Origin of the sequence: Cupriavidus basilensis, from assembly GCF_008801925.2 — a bacterium.
Taxonomy (GTDB): Bacteria; Pseudomonadota; Gammaproteobacteria; order Burkholderiales; family Burkholderiaceae; genus Cupriavidus; species Cupriavidus basilensis.
The window spans coordinates 2,750,126-2,774,436 of the sequence record NZ_CP062804.1; the positions used below are offsets into that span (position 1 = coordinate 2,750,126).

At 65.6% G+C, this 24,311-nt stretch carries 19 protein-coding genes and 1 pseudogene; 10 read left to right on the top strand and 10 right to left on the bottom strand.

Translation table 11 applies throughout. From position 1 onward, the window contains the following. Positions 1-90: 90 nt before the first annotated feature. Positions 91-465: a DUF1484 family protein gene (locus F7R26_RS33225; RefSeq protein ID WP_170301961.1), complete on the top strand. Its 375-nt coding sequence runs from the start codon at positions 91-93 to the stop codon at positions 463-465. A gap of 51 nt (positions 466-516) precedes the next feature. Here the strand turns inward: F7R26_RS33225 and F7R26_RS33230 are convergent, their stop codons facing one another. Then, a complete protein-coding gene (locus tag F7R26_RS33230; RefSeq protein WP_150990437.1) occupies positions 517-960 on the bottom strand; it encodes a MarR family winged helix-turn-helix transcriptional regulator in 444 nt (147 codons plus the stop codon). A 129-nt stretch (positions 961-1,089) separates the two neighbouring features. Here F7R26_RS33230 and F7R26_RS33235 point away from each other — a divergent pair, with 129 nt between their 5' ends. Beyond that, entirely contained in the window at positions 1,090-2,628 is a 1,539-nt protein-coding gene (locus F7R26_RS33235) for a DHA2 family efflux MFS transporter permease subunit (protein ID WP_150990435.1), read from the top strand. Positions 2,629-2,646: 18 nt separating this feature from the next. Here the strand turns inward: F7R26_RS33235 and F7R26_RS33240 are convergent, their stop codons facing one another. Next, positions 2,647-3,324, bottom strand: coding sequence for an alpha/beta hydrolase (locus F7R26_RS33240; RefSeq protein WP_150990433.1), 678 nt, complete (start codon positions 3,322-3,324; stop codon positions 2,647-2,649). A gap of 255 nt (positions 3,325-3,579) precedes the next feature. Between F7R26_RS33240 and F7R26_RS33245 the strand changes: the two genes are divergently transcribed. After that, positions 3,580-3,969 carry a hypothetical protein gene (locus tag F7R26_RS33245; RefSeq protein WP_241754627.1) on the top strand — a complete coding sequence of 130 codons (390 nt, stop codon included), beginning with the start codon at positions 3,580-3,582 and terminating at the stop codon, positions 3,967-3,969. 91 nt (positions 3,970-4,060) lie between these two features. Then, positions 4,061-4,501, top strand: a complete 441-nt coding sequence (locus F7R26_RS33250) for a GFA family protein (RefSeq protein ID WP_150990430.1) — start codon at positions 4,061-4,063, stop codon at positions 4,499-4,501. A gap of 196 nt (positions 4,502-4,697) precedes the next feature. Here F7R26_RS33250 and F7R26_RS33255 read toward each other — a convergent pair whose 3' ends face one another. Both F7R26_RS33255 and F7R26_RS33260 read right to left on the bottom strand, forming a co-directional pair. After that, complete coding sequence (locus tag F7R26_RS33255; protein ID WP_150990428.1) at positions 4,698-5,645, bottom strand: DMT family transporter; 948 nt, start codon at positions 5,643-5,645, stop codon at positions 4,698-4,700. Between the two features lie 109 nt (positions 5,646-5,754). Continuing rightward, on the bottom strand, positions 5,755-6,282 hold the full coding sequence (locus tag F7R26_RS33260) for a hypothetical protein (protein WP_193692202.1): 528 nt from the start codon (positions 6,280-6,282) through the stop codon (positions 5,755-5,757). A 120-nt stretch (positions 6,283-6,402) separates the two neighbouring features. On the opposite strand from F7R26_RS33260, the pseudogene F7R26_RS33265 reads away from it, so the two are divergent. The 5 genes and pseudogenes from F7R26_RS33265 to F7R26_RS33285 form a co-directional block, all read left to right on the top strand. Then, positions 6,403-6,780, top strand: a pseudogene (locus F7R26_RS33265) (EamA family transporter); the annotation flags it as partial. A 77-nt stretch (positions 6,781-6,857) separates the two neighbouring features. Beyond that, the gene (locus F7R26_RS33270) at positions 6,858-7,622 is read left to right on the top strand and encodes an SDR family oxidoreductase (protein WP_150990425.1); all 765 of its coding nucleotides are present in this window, start codon (positions 6,858-6,860) and stop codon (positions 7,620-7,622) included. A gap of 205 nt (positions 7,623-7,827) precedes the next feature. Continuing rightward, positions 7,828-8,406 carry a hypothetical protein gene (locus tag F7R26_RS33275; RefSeq protein ID WP_150990423.1) on the top strand — a complete coding sequence of 193 codons (579 nt, stop codon included), beginning with the start codon at positions 7,828-7,830 and terminating at the stop codon, positions 8,404-8,406. A gap of 278 nt (positions 8,407-8,684) precedes the next feature. Then, positions 8,685-9,545 carry an AraC family transcriptional regulator gene (locus F7R26_RS33280; protein WP_150990421.1) on the top strand — a complete coding sequence of 287 codons (861 nt, stop codon included), beginning with the start codon at positions 8,685-8,687 and terminating at the stop codon, positions 9,543-9,545. An 83-nt stretch (positions 9,546-9,628) separates the two neighbouring features. Beyond that, a complete protein-coding gene (locus F7R26_RS33285; protein WP_206702542.1) occupies positions 9,629-10,693 on the top strand; it encodes an alpha/beta hydrolase family protein in 1,065 nt (354 codons plus the stop codon). A 183-nt stretch (positions 10,694-10,876) separates the two neighbouring features. Here the strand turns inward: F7R26_RS33285 and ada are convergent, their stop codons facing one another. From ada to F7R26_RS33300, 3 genes are all read right to left on the bottom strand, one after another. Next, positions 10,877-11,944: a bifunctional DNA-binding transcriptional regulator/O6-methylguanine-DNA methyltransferase Ada gene (gene ada / locus F7R26_RS33290; protein ID WP_150990496.1), complete on the bottom strand. Its 1,068-nt coding sequence runs from the start codon at positions 11,942-11,944 to the stop codon at positions 10,877-10,879. Between the two features lie 150 nt (positions 11,945-12,094). After that, on the bottom strand, positions 12,095-15,937 hold the full coding sequence (locus F7R26_RS33295; protein WP_150990419.1) for a response regulator: 3,843 nt from the start codon (positions 15,935-15,937) through the stop codon (positions 12,095-12,097). Beyond that, complete coding sequence (locus F7R26_RS33300) at positions 15,934-17,100, bottom strand: response regulator (protein ID WP_150990417.1); 1,167 nt, start codon at positions 17,098-17,100, stop codon at positions 15,934-15,936. Before F7R26_RS33300 ends, F7R26_RS33295 begins: the two co-directional genes overlap by 4 nt. Before the next feature lie 686 nt (positions 17,101-17,786). Here F7R26_RS33300 and F7R26_RS33305 point away from each other — a divergent pair. Beyond that, entirely contained in the window at positions 17,787-18,206 is a 420-nt protein-coding gene (locus tag F7R26_RS33305; protein ID WP_150990415.1) for a hypothetical protein, read from the top strand. Positions 18,207-18,381: 175 nt separating this feature from the next. Here the strand turns inward: F7R26_RS33305 and F7R26_RS33310 are convergent, their stop codons facing one another. From F7R26_RS33310 to F7R26_RS33320, 3 genes are all read right to left on the bottom strand, one after another. Then, positions 18,382-21,408 carry a response regulator gene (locus F7R26_RS33310; protein ID WP_170301960.1) on the bottom strand — a complete coding sequence of 1,009 codons (3,027 nt, stop codon included), beginning with the start codon at positions 21,406-21,408 and terminating at the stop codon, positions 18,382-18,384. A 191-nt stretch (positions 21,409-21,599) separates the two neighbouring features. Further along, positions 21,600-22,184, bottom strand: a complete 585-nt coding sequence (locus F7R26_RS33315) for a response regulator transcription factor (RefSeq protein WP_241754628.1) — start codon at positions 22,182-22,184, stop codon at positions 21,600-21,602. A gap of 452 nt (positions 22,185-22,636) precedes the next feature. Next, entirely contained in the window at positions 22,637-24,274 is a 1,638-nt protein-coding gene (locus tag F7R26_RS33320) for a methyl-accepting chemotaxis protein (RefSeq protein ID WP_193692203.1), read from the bottom strand. Positions 24,275-24,311: the final 37 nt, after the last annotated feature.

Sequence of the window (24,311 nt, forward strand, 5' to 3'; positions counted from 1 at the left end):
GGAAGCAGTATGCTTTTACGCGTCCGCCACGCTCGCGTTGAAGGCGGCCTGGTCTTGCCCACGTCGCCTCCCCTTCTTTCAGGAGCTTGCATGCATCCTAGCGCCCGAGCCGGCCCCAATTCGATCACGCGCGGCGGCAGTCCCTCCGCCCCCCACCCCGCCATCAGCAAGCAAGGCGATCTCATCGCCGAGCTGATCGGCATGACGCGTCCCGCCAATGCCGAGGCGCAGCCCCTCGTATCCGCACTGATCGACCGGATCGAAACGCTGGATCGCGCGCTGCGCGAACGCATCGCCAACGGTTGCGCGGAGTTGCAAAGCGTCAGCGCCGGGATGGATAGCCTGCTGCAACTGGCGGAGCTGCACAGCGAGAAGACGGAGGAGGCTTACGGCTTGTATTGCTTGCTCAAGCTGCTGAAGCTGCAACTGGATAACGCTGTGGAGGACGTGGCTCGGCTGGTCTGAGGCGCCAGGATAGAAAATTTCGGGGGTTTTGGCTGGGCGTGCTGCCCGCCTTCAACGATCGACGATCGTGCCCAGGTTTTGCCGCACGCGCTGAAGCAGGCCGATCAGTTGCTCCCGTTCCGGCTCGCTGAGGCCGGCCAGCGCCTCCGCGGCAACCTCGTCGCCAACCCGCCGGGCCTTGTCCAGCGCGCTTTGCGCCTTGGGCGTCATGCGCACCACGCGCTCGCGGCGGTCTTCCGGGTTGAGCACGCGCTCAATCCAGCCGCCCTCTTCCATGCGGTCAAGCAGGCGTCCCGCCGAAATCGGCGCGACTTCCAGCAACTCGGCCAGCCGTACCTGGTTGACTTCACCATAGTGCGACAGATAGGCGAGCGCACGGCATTGCGCCCGGGTGAGGTCAAGGGACGACTTGGCCAGTTCGTCGAACCGCTTGCCGTTGAGGCGGCCAACGTCCGAGACCAGGAAGCCAAAGCGCTTTTCCAGTTTCGTTTCCATGGCGCGATTGTACAAAGATCTCCCTCGCGCGCGCCGCCACGCCCGCAAGAAGCGGCTTGCCATGCTTTGGCGCGACCTTATAATAAGCATGCTTATCATCTAACCAAACCCCTCCAGGTTGTTCAAACCATGTCTTCCGAAGCGGTAGCCGCGCGCGTAGAAATGCCGCTCAACCGGCCCATGATCACCATCGCGATCATGGCCGCGACCCTGATCCAGACGCTCGACAGCACCATCGCCAACGTGGCGCTGCCGCACATGCAAGGCAGCCTGTCGGCGTCGCAGGACGAGATCACCTGGGTGCTGACCTCGTACATCGTCGCTGCCGCGATCGCCACGCCGCTCACCGGCTGGCTGTCCGACCGGCTCAGCGTCAAGCGGCTGCTGGCCATCTCGATCACCGGTTTCACCATTGCCTCGGCGTTCTGCGGGATGTCCGACACGCTGGCGCAGATCGTGGCGTCGCGGCTGCTGCAGGGCATTTTCGGGGCGTCGCTGGTGCCGCTGTCGCAATCCATCCTGCTGGATATCAACCCCCGCCAGAAGCAGGGACAGGCGATGGCGGTGTGGGGCATGGGCGTGATGGTGGGGCCCATCCTGGGGCCGACGCTGGGCGGCTGGCTGACCGATAGCTACAACTGGCGATGGGTATTTTTCATCAATGTGCCGATTGGTGCATTCGCGTTGTTCGGCGTGCTGTCCTTCCTGCCCAACCGGGCGCCAGCGCGAGCCGTAAAGTTCGATGCGTTCGGCTTCATCACGCTTGGCCTGGCCATCGGCGCGTTCCAGGCCATGCTCGACCGCGGCGAACAGCTCGACTGGTTCGGCTCGCTGGAAATCCGCATCGAGGCCATCCTGGCGGGGGTCAGCTTCCTGTATTTCCTGGCGCACACCGCCACGGCCGGGCCCAGGTCATTCTTCCGGTACCAGTTGCTCAAGGACCGCAACTTTGCCACCGGCGCCTGCTTTATCTTCGTGATCGGCGCGGTCATGTACGCCACCCGCGCCTTGCTGCCGCCGATGCTGCAAAACCTGATGGGCTATCCGGTGGCCACCACCGGGCTGGTTACCGCGCCAAGCGGCGCCGGCACCATGCTCTCCATGCTGCTGGCCGGACGCCTGCTCAAGCGGATCGACGCGCGCGTGCTGCTGTTTGCGGGTTTCCTGATTTCCGCTTTCGCGCTGTGGCAGATGATGCAGTACACCGTGGTGCTGTCGGTCTCCGATATCGTGTGGCCCGGCATCATCCAGGGCTTTGGCCTGGGGCTGGTGTTCGTGCCGCTGAGCGCGCTGACGTTTTCCACGCTCGCGCCGGCGTTGCGCGCGGATGGTACGGCCACCTACAGCCTGATGCGCAATATCGGCAGCAGCATCGGCATCTCCGTGATCCAGACCTTGATGACGCGCAACACGCAGGTGGCCCACGCCGACCTGGCGGCCAATGTGAGCGTGTACAACCCGGCCCTGCAATCCCTGCTGGCCAGCGGCTCGCGCTATGACCTGGCCATGCTCAACCAGTCGATCAACCAGCAGGCCGCGATGATCGCCTACCTCAACGATTTCAAGGTCATGTTCCTTGCCACGCTGCTGGTGGTGCCGCTCATCCTGCTGATCAAGCCCACGCGCCACGTCGACGACGATGCCGTGGCGCATGCGGCCATGGATTGACGCGCTTTAAGAGCATTTTTAGCTGGCGGCCCCGGCGATTCGCTGCCGGGTATCCAGGTACTCCGCCACGGCGCGCTGGAACACCGGCAGCTTGCCGGTGAAAAAATGGTTGGCGCCGGGCACCACCACGACCGGCAGCTCCTGCGGGCGCGCCCAGTCGAACACCGCTTGCAGCGGCACATTGGCGTCGTTCTCGCCATGGATGACAAAAGCATCTGCCGGCACCGCGGGCGTGTCGTAGGTGCGCCCGCCGGCCGCCGGCCCGGCCGGCATGCCGGCCAGGATCAGGTGCGCGACAGGCTCGCCGCTTTGAGCCAAGCGCTGCGCCACGCGCGTCTGCACATAGGCGCCGAACGAGAATCCCGCCAGCGCCAGCGGCAGGCCCGGGTGCGCTGCCTGGACCTGCCGGACCACGGCAAGCACATCGTCCGTCTCACCCTCTCCCGCATCGTGGCTGCCTTGCGTGCCGCCCACGCCCCGGAAATTCGGCCGCACGGCTAGGAAACCGCGCGCCTGGAAGATCCTGGCCAGCGCCACCGGGATCTTGTGTTCCGCGCTGCCGCCCAGCAGCGGATGCGGGTGCGCCACGACGGCGATCGCGCGGATCGGGCCTTGCGGCGCATCGGTCAGGGCTTCGATGCTGCCGGCTGCGCCGTCGAGCCAGATGCGATTGCCTGAGGGGGGAAGCGAGGACATAAGGAGGTAGGAGATCAAGCGTGGGCAAAGAAACAGGCCGGCCAGCCTTGCGGGCAACGCGGCGGCTTTGAAGCCGCATTGTAATGCCCGCAGAGGGTGGATGACGGCCACGGATGGTCGGATACAAAGGCCGGATACAAAGGGCCGGATACCAAAGCCAGGCGGGAGCGTTCGCGCCGCCACCCGTGCCCGGCCAGTGCCTATACTCGTTGCATCACTTCCATGGCCTTGCGGCACCGATCAGGAGGACAGCCCATGACCGCCTCTCCAGCCGATCCCGGTCCTGATCCCGCGGCCCCGCCACCGCCCGCCCCCAAGGCGGTAGGCGCGCCGCCGCAGGTCGTGCCGGCCGGCTACCGGCAAGGCATCATCACCGCCATCACGGTCCTGCTGGGCTTCTCGCTGGCGTTCTGGCGCTTCTGGGGCTTCGAGAGCCCTGGCCACTGGAGCGTCCAGGCGTTGTTCGCCGCCACCTCGCTGGTGGCGGCGGTGTGCCTGCAGATCATCGCCCTGTTCCGCTCGCTGCGGGTGGAGGACGACCAGGTGCCCGAGTACCGCAAGACGGTGCGCTGGTTCATCGCCTCGGCCATCGCGCTGCTGATCGGGTTGTTCGGCGCCATGCTGGATGCAGCCGTGGCAGGATAGGCGCCCGGAGGGCACGCCCTGCAGCCTGCATCGCGGCCAAGTAGAATGCACTCCGCCATTCAGGCAACACAAACAACAGGAGACAACGCCAATGCAGATTCCCGCTACGTTGGAGTGCCTTTGCGGCCAGGTGCAGCTGCGCATTGCCGGGGAACCGGTGGCGAAAGCCAATTGCCATTGCCAGGCCTGCCGGGATTTCTATGCCACGCCGGTGTTCGCCGCCACGGCCTGGGAGCCGGCCAACGTGGTGGTGGCGCGCGGCGCGCAGCACCTGGCCACCTATCACCATGCGACCCGGCAGCTCCAGCGCCAGTTTTGCCCGCAGTGCGGCGAGACGCTCTTTGGCATCAACCGGCTGGGCATGTCGGTGATCCCGAACACCCTCTTCGCGCGGGCCTGCGGCGGCGCGCTGCCGGATGCGCTGCAGCCGGCCATGCACCTGTTCTATCGCCATCGCGTGGTGGAAGTCGACGACGCCCTGCCCAAGTACCTCGATGGCTGGGATGGCCCGGTGCACAAGGCCGGGTTCTGAGCCAAGGACCGGCGGCCCGGATGCCATCGGCAGCGCCGGGCGCCCCAAGGCAGGCTCAAGCATGGGGGTGCGAAGCATGTACGTGTGAGCGGCGTCAGCCTTGACCATCACGAAATGGTGAAGCGTTCAATGTTGCGGCAAGCGTGCCGGGCGAAGTGCCTGGCTGGCGCGAACCACGATCTACCTCGGCCGCGGCCTATTCCCCTTGCCGGACTGGCCGGTGCCGCACTGGCATCGTCATGGCGGCCACGCCCGCGACGACACACGCCAGGCCGGCCCACGCCCCCGCGGCCAGCGATTCCCCGAGAAACACGATGCCGATGGCCACGCCGATCGGCACGCGCAGATAAGCTTGCGCCGTGGTGCCCACCGGCCCCAGCGTACGTATCAGGCGAAAGTAGATGACAAAGGCCAGCGCGGTCGAGAACACGGATAACGCCAGCAGCGCCGCAAGCGATGACAGCGACGGATGCAGCGTCCAGGGCCGGTCGATGGCCAGGCTTGCCGGCACCAGCACCGCCGCCCCGACGATCATCGAGCCCGCGGCAGGCGCGGCGGCGGGCAGGTCCTTGAACGAGCGCCCGTAGATGGCCGCGCCGGCGTAGCAGACGGTCGCGGCAACGATGGCCAGTTGCGCAAGCAGTTGCTGCCCAAGCCCGCCCAGCACGCTGGTGCCGACGATCAGGCAGATGCCCGCAAGCCCCGCCACCACGCCGAACAGCTTGCGCGCCGTGATGGGCTCATGGCGCGTGACCAGCCACGTGCCCAGTACGGCGATCACCGGCGACGCAGAATTCAGGATCGTCGCCAGCCCCGCCGGGACCGATTGCTCGGCCCACGCAATGAGCGTGAACGGCACGACGCTGTTGAGCATGGCCTGCACCGCAAAGCGGCGCCAGACTGCCGCGCCACGCGGGATCTGCATGCCGCTTGCCGCCATCCACGCCACCAGCAGCGCACCGGCGATCAACGTCCTGGCCGCAATCAGCGTGACCGGGGGAATCGTGGCCACGCCAAGCCGGATGAATGTGTAAGACGCGCCCCAGAGCGTGGACAAAGCCAGCAGCAAGGCCATGTCCAGGGCGCGACCGCTGGCGCCTTGGGCGTGGTTGGCGCGTGCATCCGCGCTGGGCAGGGCTGGCATGGCGTTCTCTCCGAAAGGGCTCGCCGCCATTGTGGGCGCGCACTGCGGGAAAACGTTTCAGCTTGTGGCGAAGCATGGATTGCAGGCCAAGCCGGCGCGCATCAGGGCGTCAGGGCGCCCTGCTGGAATCCCCACCCAGCGGATCCAGGGTGATCTGCACCTGCCGCAGGATGCCCTGCTTGTCGAAGTAGCAATTGAACAGCGAGGACAGGTTGCCGTCCTGGCGGAAGCGATAGGACCAGACGTCGCGCTGCAACAGCGGGTAGTACTGCACCGGCTCGAGCGGCTTGCCGAAATGCTCTTCCACGTCGCGCTTGGTCCAGCTATCGACCTTGGCCTGGTAGATCTCGGCAGTGACCAGCATCTGCCGGAAGTTCGTGAGTTTTCCGCCGGCATCGAAATCGGCCGCGTAGGCCTCATAGCCCAGCGGTTGCTTGGAGTAGATCCAGCGCACGGAACCGTCGGCCAGCCGGTAGATATTGGTGGGCGCACCGAAGGTCGCGCGCACCGCGCTTTCCGGCGAGCCGATCAGTTTCTGGCCTTCCTGTACCGGTTGCAGGATGGCGCAGCCTGGCAGCATCAGCAGCGCAGCCGCGCAGATCAGCCAGCCGCCCACGTATTGCGAGGGGGTTTTCATAGCATTCCAAAGTGGCAACCGCCATGCCCTGCATGGCGTCCAAGGCTGAAATATATCGCATCCCCCGCCACCAGGCCGTGGCGCGACAATACGGCATTGCCACGCCTTGCTGCCTTGCCCATGGCCATCCGAACCGCCGCCCCCGCCCTGGCCGCCGCCCTGCTGTTTGGGGCAAGTACGCCACTTGCAAAGGCCCTGGCCGGGTCGATCCCGCCGTTGCTGCTGGCCGGCCTGCTTTACCTGGGCAGCGGGCTGGGGCTTGGCATCCTGCTCGCGATGCGGCGCAGCAGGAGCGGCGCCGCAGCAAGCCCGCTCACCGTGCCGCGCCAGGAGACGCCATGGCTGCTGGGTGCCATCCTGGCCGGCGGCGTGGCCGGGCCGGCCCTGCTGATGACCGGCCTGGCCAGCACCAGCGCGGCGTCGGCTTCCCTGCTGCTGAACGTGGAAGGGGTATTCACCGCGCTGATCGCCTGGGTCTTGCAATTTCGCCGCAATTCAATGCCAAGAAACGGAGTTCTTGCGCCTCGATAGGCGAGCAGACTGACGGCTGATCAATTTGAACATCGGAAAGCACAATGAATGCGCTTGCAAACAAAGTCGCCATCGTCACCGGCGCCAGTTCCGGGATTGGGCGCGCGACCGCGCTACTTTTCGCTCGTGAGGGCGCAGCGGTGGTCGTTGCCGCTCGCCGCAAGGCTGAGCTGGAAGACCTTGTGAGGGAAATCACCGGAAACGGCGGAACGGCTGCATACGTCGCAGGCGACGTCAGAGACGAGGCCTATGCACGGACTCTCGTTCAGACGGCGGTTGACCGTTTCGGCGGATTGGACATCGCGTTCAACAACGCGGGGACACTCGGCGAAATGGGCCCTACACCGGGCGTCTCGGCGACGGGTTGGAGCGAGACCATTGACACCAACCTCACCAGCGCGTTCTTTGGCGCGAAGTATCAGATCCCCGCGATGGCGCTTCGCGGCGCCGGAAGCCTCATCTTCACTTCAACGTTTGTTGGCTACACCGTCGGCTTCCCCGGCGTCGCAGCCTACGCCGCCAGCAAGGCAGGATTGATCGGGTTGACACAATCCCTCGCCGCGGAGTTTGGACCGAAAGCCATTCGCGTCAATGCCATCCTTCCTGGTGGAGTCGACACGCCCATGGGGCGCACAATGAGTGCGACGCCCGAAGCCATGGCGCATGTGGCAGGACTACATGCTCTCAAACGCATCGCGACACCGGAGGAGCTTGCGCAATCGGTCCTCTACTTGGCGTCCGGCGCCTCGTCATTCATGACCGGCGCAGCGCTGCTGGTTGACGGAGGCGTGTCGATCCATCGCACCTGATGTGGCCGGGGCCTGGCCCACCTGTTCAGTCGTTTCGACCCTCAATGCCTGCCGAACTGCCGGGCGTTCGCCTGTCGCCTTCGAATAGGCAGCGATGGACGGCGGTATAGTATGGCCGGACGCTGACGGCCGCGATCGGGCCGAGCGCAGACATTCAACCTATCAACGGACGTAGTAGCCACGCCTGGCTCTTCTGCATCGACCCATGAAGTTCAAACACCTGTTGCTCGCCGTCACCCTGACCTGCGCTGCGCTGCCGGCAACCACGCTTGCCTTTATCAAGCCATTGCGCGTGGTCGCTCCCACGCTGATGCCCGGCGTCGCCTGCCCGCTCCCGGACATCTGCATCGACGACCTGGCCAGGCTCGCCGACGCGCAAGCGCTGTACCGGGAGGGGTATGCGAAGGCGGCCAGCGCGGTTGGCCCCTTCCGGCAATCGCCGCGTGTGGTGTTCTGTTCGACGCAGGCATGCGCCGATACCTTCGGGCTAGGGCGGCGTGCAGCGGAAGCGATCGGGAACTTCGGCACCGTGGTAGCCCCGCGGGGGTGGCAGGCGTTTTATGTTGCGCACGAGCTGATTCACCATCGGCAGGCAGAGATGCTGGGCAATATCGCCGTGGCGACGCAACCCGGTTGGCTGATCGAAGGCATGGCGTATGCGTTGAGCGGCGACCCAAGGCATCCGCTGGGCGAGCCGTTCGAACAGTGGCGATCGCAGTTTGAAGCCTGGTATGCCGGCGTGGGTGCGAGTGGCCTATGGGCGTCGGCGCGCGAGGTCCGCTGAGGTCGTTACGCCGTCAGACACCGAGCCTCGTTGTTCGCGGTCCCACCCTAAGTGGCTGTATCTCAAGCGTCCCAGCGGCGTCGCCACGCCCGAGCCTCGCGCCAGCAGCCCACGCTGGGAACCGCCGCGCTCAGGCCCACCTCCTGTGGTGGGCTGCACCGGAGCAAAAGCAGCAATCCGCGCGCAGCGTCGTCCGCGCCGGCGCGCTAGTATTGCGTCCTGATTCGCGAATCGTTCACGGATATTCGCGGCCAACTTCGCTCAGGACACCAGAGGGCATGAAAGCCTCCACCGAAGCCAGCTACCGCCAGCGCATTGCACGCGTGGTCGAGGCCATCGCGGCCGATCCCGCCGCCGAGCACCGGCTCGACAGCCTGGCCGCACTGGCGGCCTTCTCTCCCTACCATTTCCACCGGGTCTATCGCGCCGTTACCGGCGAAGCGCTGGCGGACACCATCCGCCGGATCCGCCTGCATCATGCGGCCAGCCTGCTGGTCGGCTCGAATCGCCCCGTGGTGGAGATTGCCGGAGCAGTTGGCTACGGCAGCGCGCAATCCTTCGCACGCGCCTTCCGCGAGTTCACCTCGCTGAGTCCGAGCGAGCTGCAAAGGCTGAGCCAGGACCATGGTGCCGGGGCGGGCGCCGTGCGCTTGCGGGAACTGCCGCCGATGCCATTGCTCGGCCTGCACCATCAGGGCCCGTTGTCCATGATTCCCCATACGTTCCGGCGCCTGGCGGCACTCGCGACACGCGCCGGATGGCACGGGCGGGCTCCCGCAAGCCTGGCGGGCGTCTGCCAGGGCGACCCCGAAAGCGAAGCCGACTTCAGCTACTTCGCCGCACTGATCCGCCCGGACCATGCCGACACCCAAGGGGCACTGGCGGTCGACGCGGCCGGGCTGACGGAGATGACCGTTGCCGGTGGCCGCTATGCCAGCTTCATCCTGCGCGGACCCTATACCCTGATCAATGCCACCTGGGAGATCTTGTTCTCGGCATGGCTTCCCGCCAGCGGCCACGAACCGGACCACCGGCCGGCCTTGGAGCTGTATCGCAGCGAACCCGGTACCGCGCCCGCGCTATGCGAGACGGAATTGCTTTTGCCGGTGCGCCTGCCTGCCTCTCCCCCTCTCGGCTGAAGCAGGCAGGCCAGATCGCTCGCCCCCGTCAGTCCTGTCGGACACGGGCCATACCACGCCCGGCTTTCACCGGATACCACGCCATGCGACCCGAAAACATGCGACACGCCTGCCGACCTGTCTTGCCTGCCCGCCTGATACCAACCCTGTGCGGCTGCCTTGCCCTGGCCCTGCTGCTGACCCTGGGTGCCGGCAGCGCCCATGCCGCGATAGGCTTTACGCGGCTTAGCGTCCCCGTCAGCAACGACGTGCCGCTGGAGGTCGGTGTCTGGTATCCCACCAACGCCACAACTGCCGCACATACGCTTGGGTCATTCGAGCAAGACGTTGCCGCCGACGCGCCGGTAGCCGGCACGCAGTTGCCCCTGATCCTGATATCGCATGGCACAGGCGGCAGTCTCAGCAGCCACCGCGACACGGCCCAAGCATTGGCACAGGCAGGTTTCGTGGTGGCGGCGCTGACCCACACTGGAGACAACTACCAGGACCTGAGCCGCGTGGCGCGCATCGCCGAACGGCCGCTGCAGATCCGGGCCGTGCTGAACTACATGCTGGCGCTGTGGCCCGCGCATGCACGCATCGATGCTGAGCGAATCGGCATCTTCGGCTTTTCCGCCGGTGGCTTCACCGCCCTGGCAGCGATTGGCGGACAGGCCGATCTGGGCAAGGTGGGGCCACACTGCCAGGCGCATCCGGAGGAATGGAGCTGCAAATACCTGCGCGAGCATGCCGATACATCACAGCCTCCGACGGCACCGCGGGCGGCCGACACGGGCTGGGACAAACGAATCAAGTCGGCGGTGGTTGCAGCGCCGGCGCTTGGGTACGTCTTCGCCCCGGACGGCTTGGCGCGTGTCAGGGTGCCACTGCAGCTCTGGCGCGCCGATGAGGACCGTATCTTGCCCAAGCCCTACTTTGCCGATGCAGTGCGCCAGGCGAGCGTCGCCCCACCCGAGTACCACGAAGTTGCCGGCGCAGGCCATTACGATTTCCTCGCCCCCTGCACCGCCGCGCAGGCAGCGCGAGTACCTGAGATTTGCGCCGAGGGCGAAGGCTTCTCGCGGGAGCGTTTTCATCAGCAATTCAACGCGGAAGTGGTGGCATTCTTCCAGCGCACGCTGGCGGCGCCGCAAGCCGCCGGCAAGTAGAAGATAGCATCGCGGGCGTTAGCGCCTACCAGGGGGCGCTGTTGGAGGCAAGCAGCACGCAATGTCGCTTTCCTCCCACGGACGGGACGGAATATCCCTCTTGGCCGAGTTCGGCGCTCGAACCTGGCCAATCCAAGCCGGCCATCACTTTCGCGTTCATGGTCCGGCTTCGGCGTTGCGGGACTATGCCTCGCGCTTGAGCAATTCCCGCTTGCGCTCAACGCCCCAGCGATATCCGGAGATGTCGCCATCCCGGCGGACAACGCGATGGCAAGGAATGGCCACCGCGATAGGATTTGCGCCGCAAGCCTGGGCAACCGCGCGAGCTGCCTTCGGTGAACCGATACGGGCTGCGATCTCGGCGTAGCTGGCCGTTGCACCTGGCGGAATCTCGCGAAGCGCTTGCCAGACCCTCTCCTGGAACGCGGTACCCCGGACGTCGAGCGGAAGATTCAACCCGATTGCCGGCGCCTCGATGAAACCGACGACATTCGCGACCAGTCGCTCGAAATCCGCGTCCCCGCCGACGAGGCTTGCTTTGCGGAACAGATCCTGCAGATCACGCACGAGAAGGTCGGGGTCATCTCCCAACAAGATCGCGCAGATGCCCCGTTGGCTTTGCGCGACCAGGATGGCACCCAGTGAGCACTGGCCGACCGCGAAGCGGATGACCGCGTTTTGGCCGCCATCCCGATAGTCACGTGCGCACATGCCGAGCATGCCGGCGGATGCCTCGTAGAAGCGACTGTTCGAATTGAACCCGGCCTCGTAGATTGCATTCGTAATGGTCTCGGCACCGGCGAGCTCTTCGCGCAGCCGCCGGGCACGGGACGCGCTCGCGTACGCTTTCGGCGTCAGACCAGTCTCGGCTTTGAATATCCGGTGGAAGTGAAACATGCTCATGCCAGCTTGCAGGGCCAGCGCTTCGAGATTGGGCTGGACCTCCGAGACGTCAATCAGTCGGCAAGCTTCGGCGACCAGGGCGGCACGCTGGGCAGCCGCAGCACTTCGATCCGAAGCGACACGTCGACTGGATCGGTAACCGGCAGCTTCCGCGGCTTCGGCGGAATCGAAGAACTCGACGTTCTCCCGTTTCGGGAGACGGGCCGAGGAACTCGGGCGACAATAAATCCCCGTCGTCCTGACTCCGTAGACGAATTTGTCGTCTGCCGACGGATCTCGCGCTTGCACGGCCGCCCATCGCTCGTCATCGCGCGAAGGAGTCCCTGGCGTATTGGCATCTCTATGCATGATCGCGTTCAAGAACTGTTTGGTGTGAGGACACTATATTCCTCAATTCGATCGCAAGAACTCCGTTTCTTGCGATCGAATCGCCTCACGGCGTGCACCGCCACAGATACCCGAAGCGATTCCCGCTAGCCGGGGATGCCGAGGCCGGCCCTAGGGCACGACGCCGCTATCCAGCGTGGCCAGCGCCGCCACGTAGTCGTAGCACTCGACCTGTGCCTGCAGCCGCTGGCAGCCATCGGCGTCCAGCAGGCGGGTAAAGACGTCGCGGTAGCGGGCAAAGGTGTTGTTGGCCGCGCTGTCGCCCTCTTCCAGCTGTTCGCGCAGGAGCTGGAGCACGGCCTCCTGCGTGGCATCGGGATCCGCCAGGGGGCCGGACGTATCCGGCGCCACGCCATCCAACGCTGCGGGCCCGGTAGGCAGGTGCGTGCGCAAGGTCGCCAGCAATGGCAGGAAGGTAGTGCGCAAGGCAGCCAGCAGCGTGACGGGATCGGGTCGCCCGGGCGCGTGAGGAAGTTGCAGGCTCGCCTCCAGCGTAGCCGCCGCGCCCGAGATCGACATGGCACCGAGATTGGCGGCCAGGCCCTTGAGCGAGTGCGCGAGCGACAACGCGCCGTCGCGGTCGCCGCGGGCCAGCCGCTCGCCGATCCGGTCCGGCATGTCGGCGTAACCGCTGGCAAAGCGTTCAAGCAACTGCCGGTAGACTTCCGCGCGGCCGCTGACGCGGCCCAGGCCGCCGCCGACGTCAAGATGCGGTGAGCTTGCCAGCGCGTCAACCCAGGCCGGCCGGGACCCGGCTGACGGGGCCGCGTCGCCGCCGCCCGGGACTGCCAGCCACTGGCGCAGCATGGCATAGAAGGCCGGCGGGCTGATCGGCTTGGCGATATGGTCGTTCATGCCGGCCGCCAGGCAGCGCGCCCGGTCTTCCGGCAACGCGTTAGCCGTCATCGCCACCACCGGCAGGCTTGCGAACTGCTCTTGCTCGCGGATGTGCCGAGTGGCTTCGAACCCGTCCATCACGGGCATCTGCACGTCCATCAGGACCAGATCGTAAGCGCCGGCCTGGAGCAGGTGCAGCGCCACGGCGCCGTTCTCGGCCGTATCGGGGTAGATGCCCGCGGCCTGCAGCAAGTGGACCGCGACCTCGCGGTTGATGTCGTTGTCTTCCACCAGCAGCACGCGCGCGCTCGGCAATTCCGGCATGGCATCTAGCGCCGCCGAATGTGGCTCCACTGCCTCCGGTGGTGCGTCATTGTCCGGGGACAGCGTGCGCACCGTCGCCTCCAGCAGCAGCGATGCGCTCACCGGCTTGATCAACGTCGCGTCAAAGCCCGATCGCTCGCCCTCGCGCAGCACTTCCTCGCGGCCATGGGCGGTAATCATGACGCGGCGCGGGCGCGGGTGGCGCAGGCGCATGGCGTCGATATGGCGAGCGGTCTCGATGCCGTCAAGGCCAGGCATCTTCCAGTCGATGAACACGGCCTGGTAGGGATCGGCCGCTTCGTCGGCCTGGGCGATCCTGGCCAGCGCGGTCCGGCCGGAGCCCGCCTCGTCCACGCGGAAGCCAAAGTTGCGCAGCATGGCGATGATGACCTGGCGGGCGTAGTCGTGATCGTCCGCCACCAGCAGGCGGCAGCCCGCCAGCTGTGGCGCGACCATGGCGCTGGCAGGCCGCTTCTTGCCCGCCAGCAGGTCCAGCTCGAACCAGAAGTTGCTGCCCTTGCCCGGGGTGCTTTCGACCCCGAGGGTGCCGCCCATCAACTCCACCAAACGGCGGCAGATGGCCAGGCCCAGGCCGCTGCCGCCGTAGCGCCGGGTCGTCGAGGCGTCGGCCTGCTCGAAACTCTGGAACAGGCGCGCGCAGGTCGCGGGGTCGATGCCGATGCCGGTGTCGCGCACCTCGAAGCGCAGGCGGATGCGGGGCTGGCATTGCCCGTCGCCGTGGCGCTCGACGCGTATGACGATTTCACCCTGGTGCGTGAACTTCACCGCGTTATTGGCGAAATTGATCAGGATCTGGCGCAGGCGCAGCGGATCGCCGCGCAGCGAGTCCGGCACGTCCGGGGCAACTTCGACGATCAGCTCGAGGTGCTTGGCAACGGCCCGCTCGGCCACCAGGTCGCTCACCGTACGCAGCATCCGCTCCAGCGAAAAATCGATCCGTTCGATCTCCAGCTTGCCGGCCTCGATCTTCGACAGGTCCAGGATGTCATCGATGATCTCGAGCAGATGCTGGCCGGAGTGCTGGATCTTTTCCAGGTAGCCGCGCTGCTTGTCGTCGAGCCGCGTGCGCAGCGCCAGATGCGCCATGCCGATCACCGCATTCATCGGGGTACGGATCTCGTGGCTCATATTGGCCAGGAAGCTGGCCTTGGCATGCGCGGCGCTCTCCGCGGCCTGCTTGGCCACGACCAGTTCGGCATTGGTCTCGGCAAGCTCGCGCGTACGTTCCTCGACGCGGCGCTCCAGCGTCTGGGACAACGCGGTCAGCCGGTGGTTGGCCTCGACCCGCTCCGTGATATCGATGCCCACGGCGCCGACCCCCACCACCTCATGGGTTGCCGGGTTGCGCACCGGGAAGCGCGTCACCTGGAGATGGCGCTCGCCATGGGGCGTCTGCAGCGCGTAGACGTGCTCCTCGGCCTTGCCCGAGGACATCACGCGCGTCTCCATGTCCCGGCGTGCCCGCGCGACCTCAGGGTTGGCGCCGAAATCCCAGTCGGACCTGCCCAGGACTTCGCTCTCGCTCGCGCCGAGCAGCGCCTGCATGGCCGGGTTAAGCGCCAGCATGGCGTGATCGCGGTCCTTGAGCGACATGATGGCGGGCGAGTGCTCGAGCATCGCGCGCATCCTTTCCTGGCTCTCCGCCAGGCGCCTGCCGTCCCGCCGCGCGATCCACGTGGCGGTGCCGATCAGCAGCAGGATGATGGCCGTCAGTGCCGCCAGCACGTCGCGGGTAAACAGGTACGGGGCGAACGCTTCGCCCATGTCCTGCTCCACGATCAAGCCCATCTCCAGGCCGGGCACCCAGATGCCAGCGCCCGCGGCCCGCTGGCCACGGTAGTCGGCATAGTCGTAGGCAAGCACGGAGGCATGGTCGCGCAGCAAGCGCTCGGCCACCAGGGTCAGCGGGCCGCCCGGCTGGGCGCTGCCCCCGTCCTTGCCGCCTTGGCCAGGAACCCGGGCCCATACATTGAGCATGGACGCGGTGCCAGGCGCCAGCCGGCCCTTGGCCTCCAGCTCCGGGCCGAAGCGGCTGGGAGACACCAGCCGGCCCCGGGCGTCGATGGCGTAGAGCTCACCGGTGCGGCCGAACTGGCCGGCCGCGATGATCGGCAGCATCACGGCACCGGGATCCAGCCGCAGGCATAGCACGCCAATGGCGCGCCCCGCGTCCAGCAGCCGGGCGCACACCACCTGGAACGGCAGGTCCACCAGCGTGCCCCACGGGTCACGGGTTCGTTCCGGGGCAGGATAAGGCGGCGAGGCCGCGCTGCCCTCTTGCAGCGCCCGCCGGGCCGTCTGGGCAGGTTCCGGCAAGAGCAGGCTGCCGGTGCGCCCGGGCAGCTCCGACGCCACGATCTTGAGGTCCGGCGTAGCCAGGACATAGCCGAGGTAGCCGCTGCTCTGGAAGACCGGGGTCACCCAGCGTTCGAACCTGGCCACCGCCTCGCCATCCGGCAACGGCTGGCCTGGCGCCAAGAGCAGCGGGCGCGCGAGGCTGAGCGCTTGCGGCAGGCGTGCGATCCGCTCGACCCGCCGCTGTTGCTCGCCACTCCAGAGCCCCAGCAGCCGCGCGTACGTCGCCAGCATCGACTCCACCCGCGCGCCCAGGTTGGCCCGGTCATTCTCGTACACCAGCTGGGCAGCGCCGCCGGCCAGCAGGCAGACTCCCACCACCACCAGCACGGGATAGACATAGCGCCGCAGACCGGCGCGCGTGGCCACCCGCCCGCGCAATGCTGCCAGCAGTCCGGAGGCGGATGCGGCCATCATGCTTGCGGCGTGGTGGCGGGATAGCCGTTGGCGGCCAGCAATGCCGCCTCGCGCGCATGGTCCGCGTCGGTGTCCGCGTAGCGCTGCGAAATGGCCAGGAACTCAGGCGCGATGGCCAGGAACGCGTCCACCATGTCCGGATCGAAATGGCTGCCGCGCCCTTCGCCGATCATCCTTACCGCCTGCTCGTGCGGGAATGCGGGCTTGTAGACACGCCGGCTGATAAGCGCATCGTAGACATCGGCGATCGCCATCAGGCGCGCGGAGACAGGAATCGCATCGCCCGACAACCCGTCGGGGTAGCCACTGCCGTTCCATTTCTCCTGGTGATAGTGCGCAATCTCGCGGGCGTAGCGCAGGAAGGAGTTTGGGGTACCGCACTGGGCCTCGGCATGCGCAATGGCGTCACGCCCCAGCGTGGTGTGGGTCTTCATGACCTCGAACTCTTCGGCGGTCAGCTTGCCGGGCTTGAGCAGGATGCGATCGGGGATGCCGACCTTGCCGATGTCATGCAGCGGGGCCGACTTGAACAACAACTCGATGGTCTCGTCGTTGAGCTCGTCGCAAAAGCGAGGATGGTGGCGCAGCGCCTGCGCCAGGCGGCGCACGTAGTGCTGGGTGCGCCGCAGGTGGTTGCCGGTTTCGTTGTCGCGTGTCTCCGCCAGGGATGCCATGGCCATGATGGTGACGTCCTGGATCACGGAGATCTCCCGCAGCCGCCGCTGGACCTCCTGCTCCAGGTAGGCCGACTTGTCCCGGAGAAAATCCCTGGCGTTCTTGAGGGTGAGATGGGTGGCGATGCGCGCGTGCATCACCAACGGGCTGAGCGGCTTCATGATGTAGTCCACCGCGCCCACCTGGAACCCGCGCGTCTCGTCGTGCTCGCCGGTACGGGACGTCAGGAAGATCACCGGCACGTCCATGGTGGCCGGGTTCGCCTTGAGCTGCCGGCACGCTTCGTAGCCGTCCATGTCCGGCATCATCACGTCCAGCAGGATCAGGCTTGGCGGCGCTGCCGTGGCGATGCGCACTGCCGCGCTGCCTGAGGTCGCCACCTTTACCCGATAGCGATCCTGAAGCAACGCGGCCATCATCGCGATGTTTTCTGGAAGATCATCCACCACAAGAATCGTGGGCTGAGCGTCGGAATTGTCAGAGCGCATGGGGAGATTCAGGTCGGGATACTTGCCGGGCAGGCAAGATGACAGCGTTTCCGGCGCACTTCGAAAGACATGCCGTCATATTGCGTTGACATAGCGGATTTCTCGCACCGGTTCGCTTTTCGCCCGGGCTAGGCCACAGATTGCACGGGACGCAACAACCCCAGGCGCGTCCCGGCCCCTGTCTTGCGATAACGGACATCTTGCGCCGCAATTCAGCCCCCTCTTGCGGAGGGGATCAAGTATTGGGATCCGCTGCCGTTAACCACGCTCCGGGCGGCCGTGGCAAAAAAAAAAGCCCACCGAAGTGGGCCTTCCCAAGAAAAACGGACATCGGTCGCATCGCATTGACACTGATACCCCCGCAATCGATTCAATGCACGCCGACTACGTCAGAAGACGTGTCCGCATTGCCGGCACCGCCACACGCCATACGCCATACCGGCATGTTGTCCGACCCACAGCGAGTCCATGCAGGCATCGCGGCCCGTCTTTCGCTGAATCGAAGCAACGGCCGCATTGTCATGGGTTCCCACTGGATCGGAAAGAGTAAAAATACTCTCCCCTTCCCCCAGCTATTCCCCCGGCTATTTCCCCAGCTCTTCCCCTGGCAACGGATACGAATACAGGGTGTGTGAACTGAGTAATTCCACTCTTTCGCGGCAGTCATCGCCAGGCCATCATGAGGCATGGAATCTCATCAGCTAACTGTTCGCCACACCTTGCGCATCGACCAGTGGATGACGGCGGTGGGCAACGGCGAAACCTCACTGGCGTATGACGACTGGCTAAGCTGCGTGCTCAATGCGCTCGCCCCCGGACTGCAGGAGCACGCGATAGCGATCGTGACCCGGGAGGGCAAGAACGAGTTCCGGCTCCAGCATCGCGCGCGCTATGAGGTACGGCATCCGAGGATCGGCATCCGGCGCTTCGTGTGCGCCGTCGACCACGATGCCACATTGATCGCCTTCGAGAATACGATCTCCGGTGTCCGCTACCCATGGGTGACCATCGACGGCGCATTCACCCAGGCGGAACTGTGGTCGCTCAGGTTGCTGTCCGCCGGACTCGACCTGTGCGCTGCCCCGGTCGGTGTGGAGAGCCGCTGAAACGTTGGCAGTGCCGGGGAACGATGTCATGGCCGGCCCCTTTTTCCGGTCCAGAGCGTGCTTTGCGCGTGAGGCTTACCAGCATGGCCGATTTTTGCAGGGAAACAGCACTCCCCGTGTCCCCACCTGCAGATGAAGCGCCAGATTCACGCGCCGGGCTGGCTCTGGACTCTTTTTATACCGCGCCCACGGCGCACGCCGAGCGCAGGTTGGCGATCAGCGCCGGATAGTCCCGGGCCAGCGTGGCGAGCGCCACGGCGTCCGCCCGGTCATCCTGCAAGCCACGGTCCAGCACCGAACATGCCTGCGCGAGCTCGGCCGCGCCAAGCATGCCGAGCACGGCCTTCATGCCATGGACATGCAGGCTTGCCTGGCCAAAGTCACCGGCCCCGATGGCCTCGTGGATCTGCGTGACCACGTCCGCGCGTTCGGCGCAGACGCGCCTGGCCAGATTGATGTAAAGATCCTCGCGGCCGAACAAGAGCTTGATCCCCGCAGCGGCATCCAGGCCCGGTATGCCCTTCAGGGCCTGCGTTGCCGCCGACGCCTGTGGCCGCGCCCGCGCCGTCGCCGCTGTCGCCGCCGTCACCGCACCTGCCGGGCCGCGAGCCGCGCCCGATGGCACGGCGACGGGCGGTAGCCATGCCGCAATGGTGCGGAACATCACCTGTGCGTCAATTGGCTTTGAAATGTGATCGTTCATCCCGCCCTTGATGCAGCGGACGCGGTCCGCCGACATCGCGTCTGCCGTCAGCGCCAGCACCGGCAGGGCATGCAGGCCCAGGTCGTGGCGAATCGCGCCGGTGGTTTCTATGCCGTCCATGCCCGGCATATGGATGTCCATCAGCACAATATCGAATGCGTGCTCCTTGAGCGCCACCAGCGCCCGCTGGCCGTCGCCAGCAACGTGCACGTCCATGCCCACCAGTTCGAGAAGATCGCGCGCGACCTCCTGATTGATCGGATTGTCCTCGACCAGCAAGACCTTGCGCCCGTGCAGTGCCTGCCACGCTGGCCCGGCGAGCGAGCGGCAATCCGATGGCGCCATCGCCGTATGTGAAAGCCCGGAGCCCGGAGCGGCCGCCCGCTCTGCGCCCGCAATCTCCAGCGACACCTCAAACGAAAAGATGCTTCCGGCACCAGCCTGGCTGCGCGCCAGGACGCGCCCGCCCATGAGTTCCGCCAGCTTCTTGCTGATCACAAGCCCTAGCCCCGTGCCTTCAAAGCGGCGGTTCATCGCGCTGTCCAATTGCTGGAACGGCGTGAAAAGCTCTGGCAACGCTTCCGGAGCAATGCCCACGCCCGTGTCCTCGACCTCGAAGCACAAGCCGATATGGCCGTCGCGCACGTGCGTCTGCCTGACTCGCAGGCAGACCTCGCCGCGATCCGTGAACTTCAGCGCATTGCTCAGGAAATTGATCAGGATCTGCCCGACACGCAGCGGATCGCCGACCAGCCGAAGCGGAATCGCCGGGGACGTGAAGATGGACATCGTGATGCCCTTGGCTTCCGCCGTTTCCCAGAACAGGCCCGTAACGCGGTCCAGCAGTTCAGACAGGTAGAACTCGCGCGCGTCGATGGTCAGCTTTTCCGCCTCGATCTTGGAGAAATCCAGGATATCGTTGACGATTCCCAGCAAGTGCCCGGCGGACGCGCCGATGCGCACCAGATAGCGATCCAGCTTGTCCGCGCGCTCGCGGTTCAGCGCCAGATGCGACATGCCGATGATGGCATTCAGCGGCGTCCTGATCTCGTGGCTCATGTTGGCCAGGAACTTCGCCTTGACGCGTGCAGCCGATTCAGCCGCCTCGCGGGCTGCCGTCAGCTGCAGCGTTCGCTCTTCGACGCGTGCTTCCAGGGTGTTGGTCAGCACCTCCAGGGCCTGTCGGGTGCGCTCCTGCTCGGTGATATCGGCGACCACCGTACCGACGCCGATGATGCCCGCATCGTCCGGCCCGGGCACCGGGAACTTGACCACGCGGAAGATGCGCTCTTCGCCGTCCCGCGGGCTGGTCGTATGCACCTGGTTCTGGGGTAGTCCGCTGGCCAGTACCAGCTCGTGCATAGCGCGGCTGATCTGTGCGATGCGGCGATTCGGGATGATGTCCCAGACGCGGCATCCCACGGCAACGCCTGGCGCCACCCCGAGGCCTTCCTCATAAGCGCGATTGGCCATGATGCCCACGCCCTCGGGGCTCATGTAGGCCAGCCCGGTCGGCACATGCTCGCGGAATGCGCGCATGCGCTCCTCGTTCTCGCGCACGCCGCGGCGCGCGCGCCACTGGAATGCCGCCAGCGCAAGGATCAGCCCGATCGCGATCGCGGCCAGGCTCGCGATCGCCGTGCGGACCAGGAAGTACGACTGATAGGCTTCATCCACCTGCAGCTCGACCACCAGCCCCATGTCCTGGTCAGCCAGCCATCGGGCGGCCCCGATGACCTTGTGTCCGTCATGACCGTCATAGCCTTCGGCATCCACCGCCTCCTTGCCTCTATCCATCAGCAGTTGCAGGGCAAGGGTCGTCGGGGCATCGCGCTGCGGGGCGCGGGTCGGGGAGATAATGCGTGCGGCGGAATCGATCACGTAAGCCTCGCCCGTTTCGCCGATCCGGCCCGCCTTGAGTATCTTGAACAACCTCACGTAGGGATTGACACGCAGGCACAGGAAGCCCGCGATCCGTCCATCCGCATCGATGCGTGCGCATGCAAGCTGATAAAACATCCCGGCCGGCTGCTCGACGCCCTGTACCATGAGCGGCAGCGTCGAGACCGTAGGCCGCGAGATGGCAAATCCACGCGCCTGCGCGCCCCGCAGGGTGCGTATGGTCTGCTCGGTCAGGTCCGAAAAATTGACATAGCGCGGGCTGCTCGCCGCGAGAATAGTATGGTCCGGCCGGATCAGGGCATAGCCGTCGAAGCCCCGGCTCCTGTAGATCGGCAGGATCCATTGATCGAATTCAGTCAGCAAATCGGCCCGGCCGGGATCGGCCAGGATACGTTTCACCAGTTTTATCAGGGCAGGGTTCTCGGCAATGGTCCCGACTCGCGCCGCCGAATCCTCGCCCATCGTCCGGTTCAGGTCCGATATGGCACCCAGCACGGCTTTCAGGCGGCTTTCGGCACTCCGCTGAAATTGCCTTTCAAGGCCCCGGAGCACCTCGTGGCTCAAGACCAGCAGCAAGACCACGGCGACGGCCGTCATGATGAGATTCTGGCGGACCTCTTTCCCGCCTGTCCCTCGCAGACTCCTGAAGTAACGCTTGATCATGATTTCCTGCGACGCGTCGCAAAGCATGAAGCCGGGGCGGCGTTCCCGCCCCTTGCGGGCCGCCTGCGAGCCGTTGATTCCTGGCTTTCGCGACGTCTATTTCGTTGGCGGCCTGACAGGATCGGTCAGTCGAGAAGCAGCGTTGTCAATTCAATCGCGGATTTGACCTGCAGTTTCTCCATCAAGTGCGCCCGGTGATTTTCCACGGTGCGCACGCTGATCCCCAGTTCCGTGGCAATCGCCTTGCTGGTCTTGCCGGTCGTGACATGCCAGGCAACTAGCCGCTCCTTCGGGGTCAGGAGTGCAAGCCGCGTGCTTTTGTCGGCCGAGGCCCGCCTCTGCTCGCGCATCTGGCGGCTGCGTTCCAGCGCACCCCGCACTTTTTGCACCAGCATGGCGCCGTCGACGGGCTTCTCCAGAAAATCAAGCGCGCCCGCCTTGATCGCCTTGACCACAGAAGGGACCTCCGAATAGGCGGAAACAAAGATGGTAGGGGGAAGAACGCCCTTGCCGGCCAACTGGCTTTGCACCTGCAGGCCGCACATCCCCGGCATGCGCAGATCGCAGACCAGGCATTCAACCGGTGCCGGCCGGTACGATTCGACAAAATCGCGAGCGGAAACAAATGTCCTGATATCCGTGCCAAGGCCACGAAGCAACTCATGGTATGTCCAGAGCACAATATCATCGTCATCGACGAGATAAATCACGGGTCGTTCAACTGCCACAGCCTACGTCTCCAATTCCTGCCTTCCTACGACCGGATGTCGGCCTGCCGGCACGTTCGCATACTGTGTGATGCGGCCAATCTGGCCAATGGAGCATCTGAGAAGCCCCGCATCCACCGGCACAGTAAGCCATCATGCTGGCGAAGTTGAAATTGGGTAATCCCCGGAGTAGCAGGCAAATAAAGAAGCCGAAAATATCTCAATTACGGCACTTTTATTTATTAAGAAGAAACTTAATAGCCCAATGTCTCCCGGCGTGCGCGAAAAATGGAATGTGCTGCTTTGGCCTCCGACCTATAAGGAGCCGGAATTTCGATTAAATTCAATGACTGTGAGCCGGGATAAACATCATGTTCTCCAATGTGCCAGCCGCACCCGGGACGACTCCGGGGCGCTGGCACACGCCTGCCACATCCTGGCATGCAAGTGCGCGATCAGGCCAATGCCGCGGAGCGCTGGCGGCGTACCTCCCGGTCGCTCGCCGGCGCATGCGGCCGCCCAGTGCCGCCGGCGCCCGGCAGACGGAAGAACGCCACCACCTCGTTGAGTTCCTGGCCCTGCTCCTGCAGCGCGCGCGAGGCGCTGGCGGCTTGTTCCACCATGGCGGCATTCTGCTGGGTCACCTGGTCCATCTGCGAGATCGCCTGGTTCACCTGCTCGATGCCGCGGCTTTGTTCCATCGACGCGCTGGCGATGTCTTCCACGATGCTGCTCACGCGCGCGACCGCCTTGGTCACCGAGTTCATGGTCTGCCCGGCTTCGCCCGCCAGCGTGGCGCCGTCCTGGATCTGCTTGAGCGAGCCCGCGATCAGTTCCTTGATCTCCTTGGCGGCGCTTGACGAGCGCTGCGCGAGGCTGCGCACCTCGCTGGCCACCACGGCAAAGCCGCGGCCTTGCTCACCGGCGCGGGCAGCTTCCACCGCGGCGTTGAGCGCGAGGATATTGGTCTGGAAGGCGATGCCTTCGATCATGCCGGTGATGTCGGCAATCTTGGTGGAGCTGGCGCTGATGCCTTGCATCGTATCGACCACGCGGCCAACCGCCGTGCTGCCGCTGTGCGCGATGTCGGCAGCCTCCCGGGCCAGTTCGTTGGCTTGCCGGGCGTTCTCGCTGCTCAGGCGTACCGTGGTGGTCAGCTCTTCCATGCTGGCGGCGGTTTCCTCGAGCGATGCCGCTTGCTCTTCGGTGCGCTGGCTCAGGTCCGCATTGCCCGCGGCGATCTCCGCCGACGCCCCGGCAATGCTTGCGCTGCTCTGGCGCACGCGGGACACGATCTCCGTCAGGCGCTCGTTCATGTCGCGCAGGGCCGACAGCAGGCGCCCGGTCTCGTCGCGCGCCACCACCGCAATCTGGCTGCCCAGATCACCGCGCGCTACGGTTTGCGCCACATCCACGGCCGTTTGCATGGGCCGGGTGATGGAGCGCGTGATCAGCAGGCCCCCCACCACGGCAAGCACCACGGCGCAAATGGACATCACGATCAGCAGGTTGCGCTGCGCGGCGTAGTCTTCCTCCAGCTTGCGCACCGTATCGACCTGGCGGCCTTTGGTGAACTCGGTATAGGCGTCGGTCGCCTTGACCAGCGCCCCCAGCAAGGGGCGGCATTCGTTGTTCATCTTGACGATGGCCTCATCGCGCTTGGCGGCAAGCGCGAGGTCCACGATGGCGATGGCCACGGGACCATAGCGCGACTCCACGCGATCGATCTCGCGCACCAGGTTGCGCGCGGTGTCACTGGCGTCGCTATTGCCCGACACCATGTCCTTGAGCTTTGCCAGCTGCGCCTGCACATCGTCATGTGCGCGCGATACGGCTGCCTTCTCCAGGGCCAGGTCCTCGGGGCTGGTGACAAGAACCAGGTTGCGCGCCGCGATGGCGCGCCGGTCAACGGCGGTCCTCACCTGCGCGGCAACTTCGGCGCGCGCGTTGATGCCGTACAGGTAGCGGGAGAAACCGTCCGTGGTCTGGCTCAGCGCGCGTAGCGACAAAGCGGAAATGGATAGCGCGATGAGGGCTAGCAGGCTAAAGCTCAGCACGAGCTTGCCCTTGATGGTCAGGAGTTTGAAATTCACGATTTGATCCCCTTGTCCCGTTGGGACGTTGGCGCTG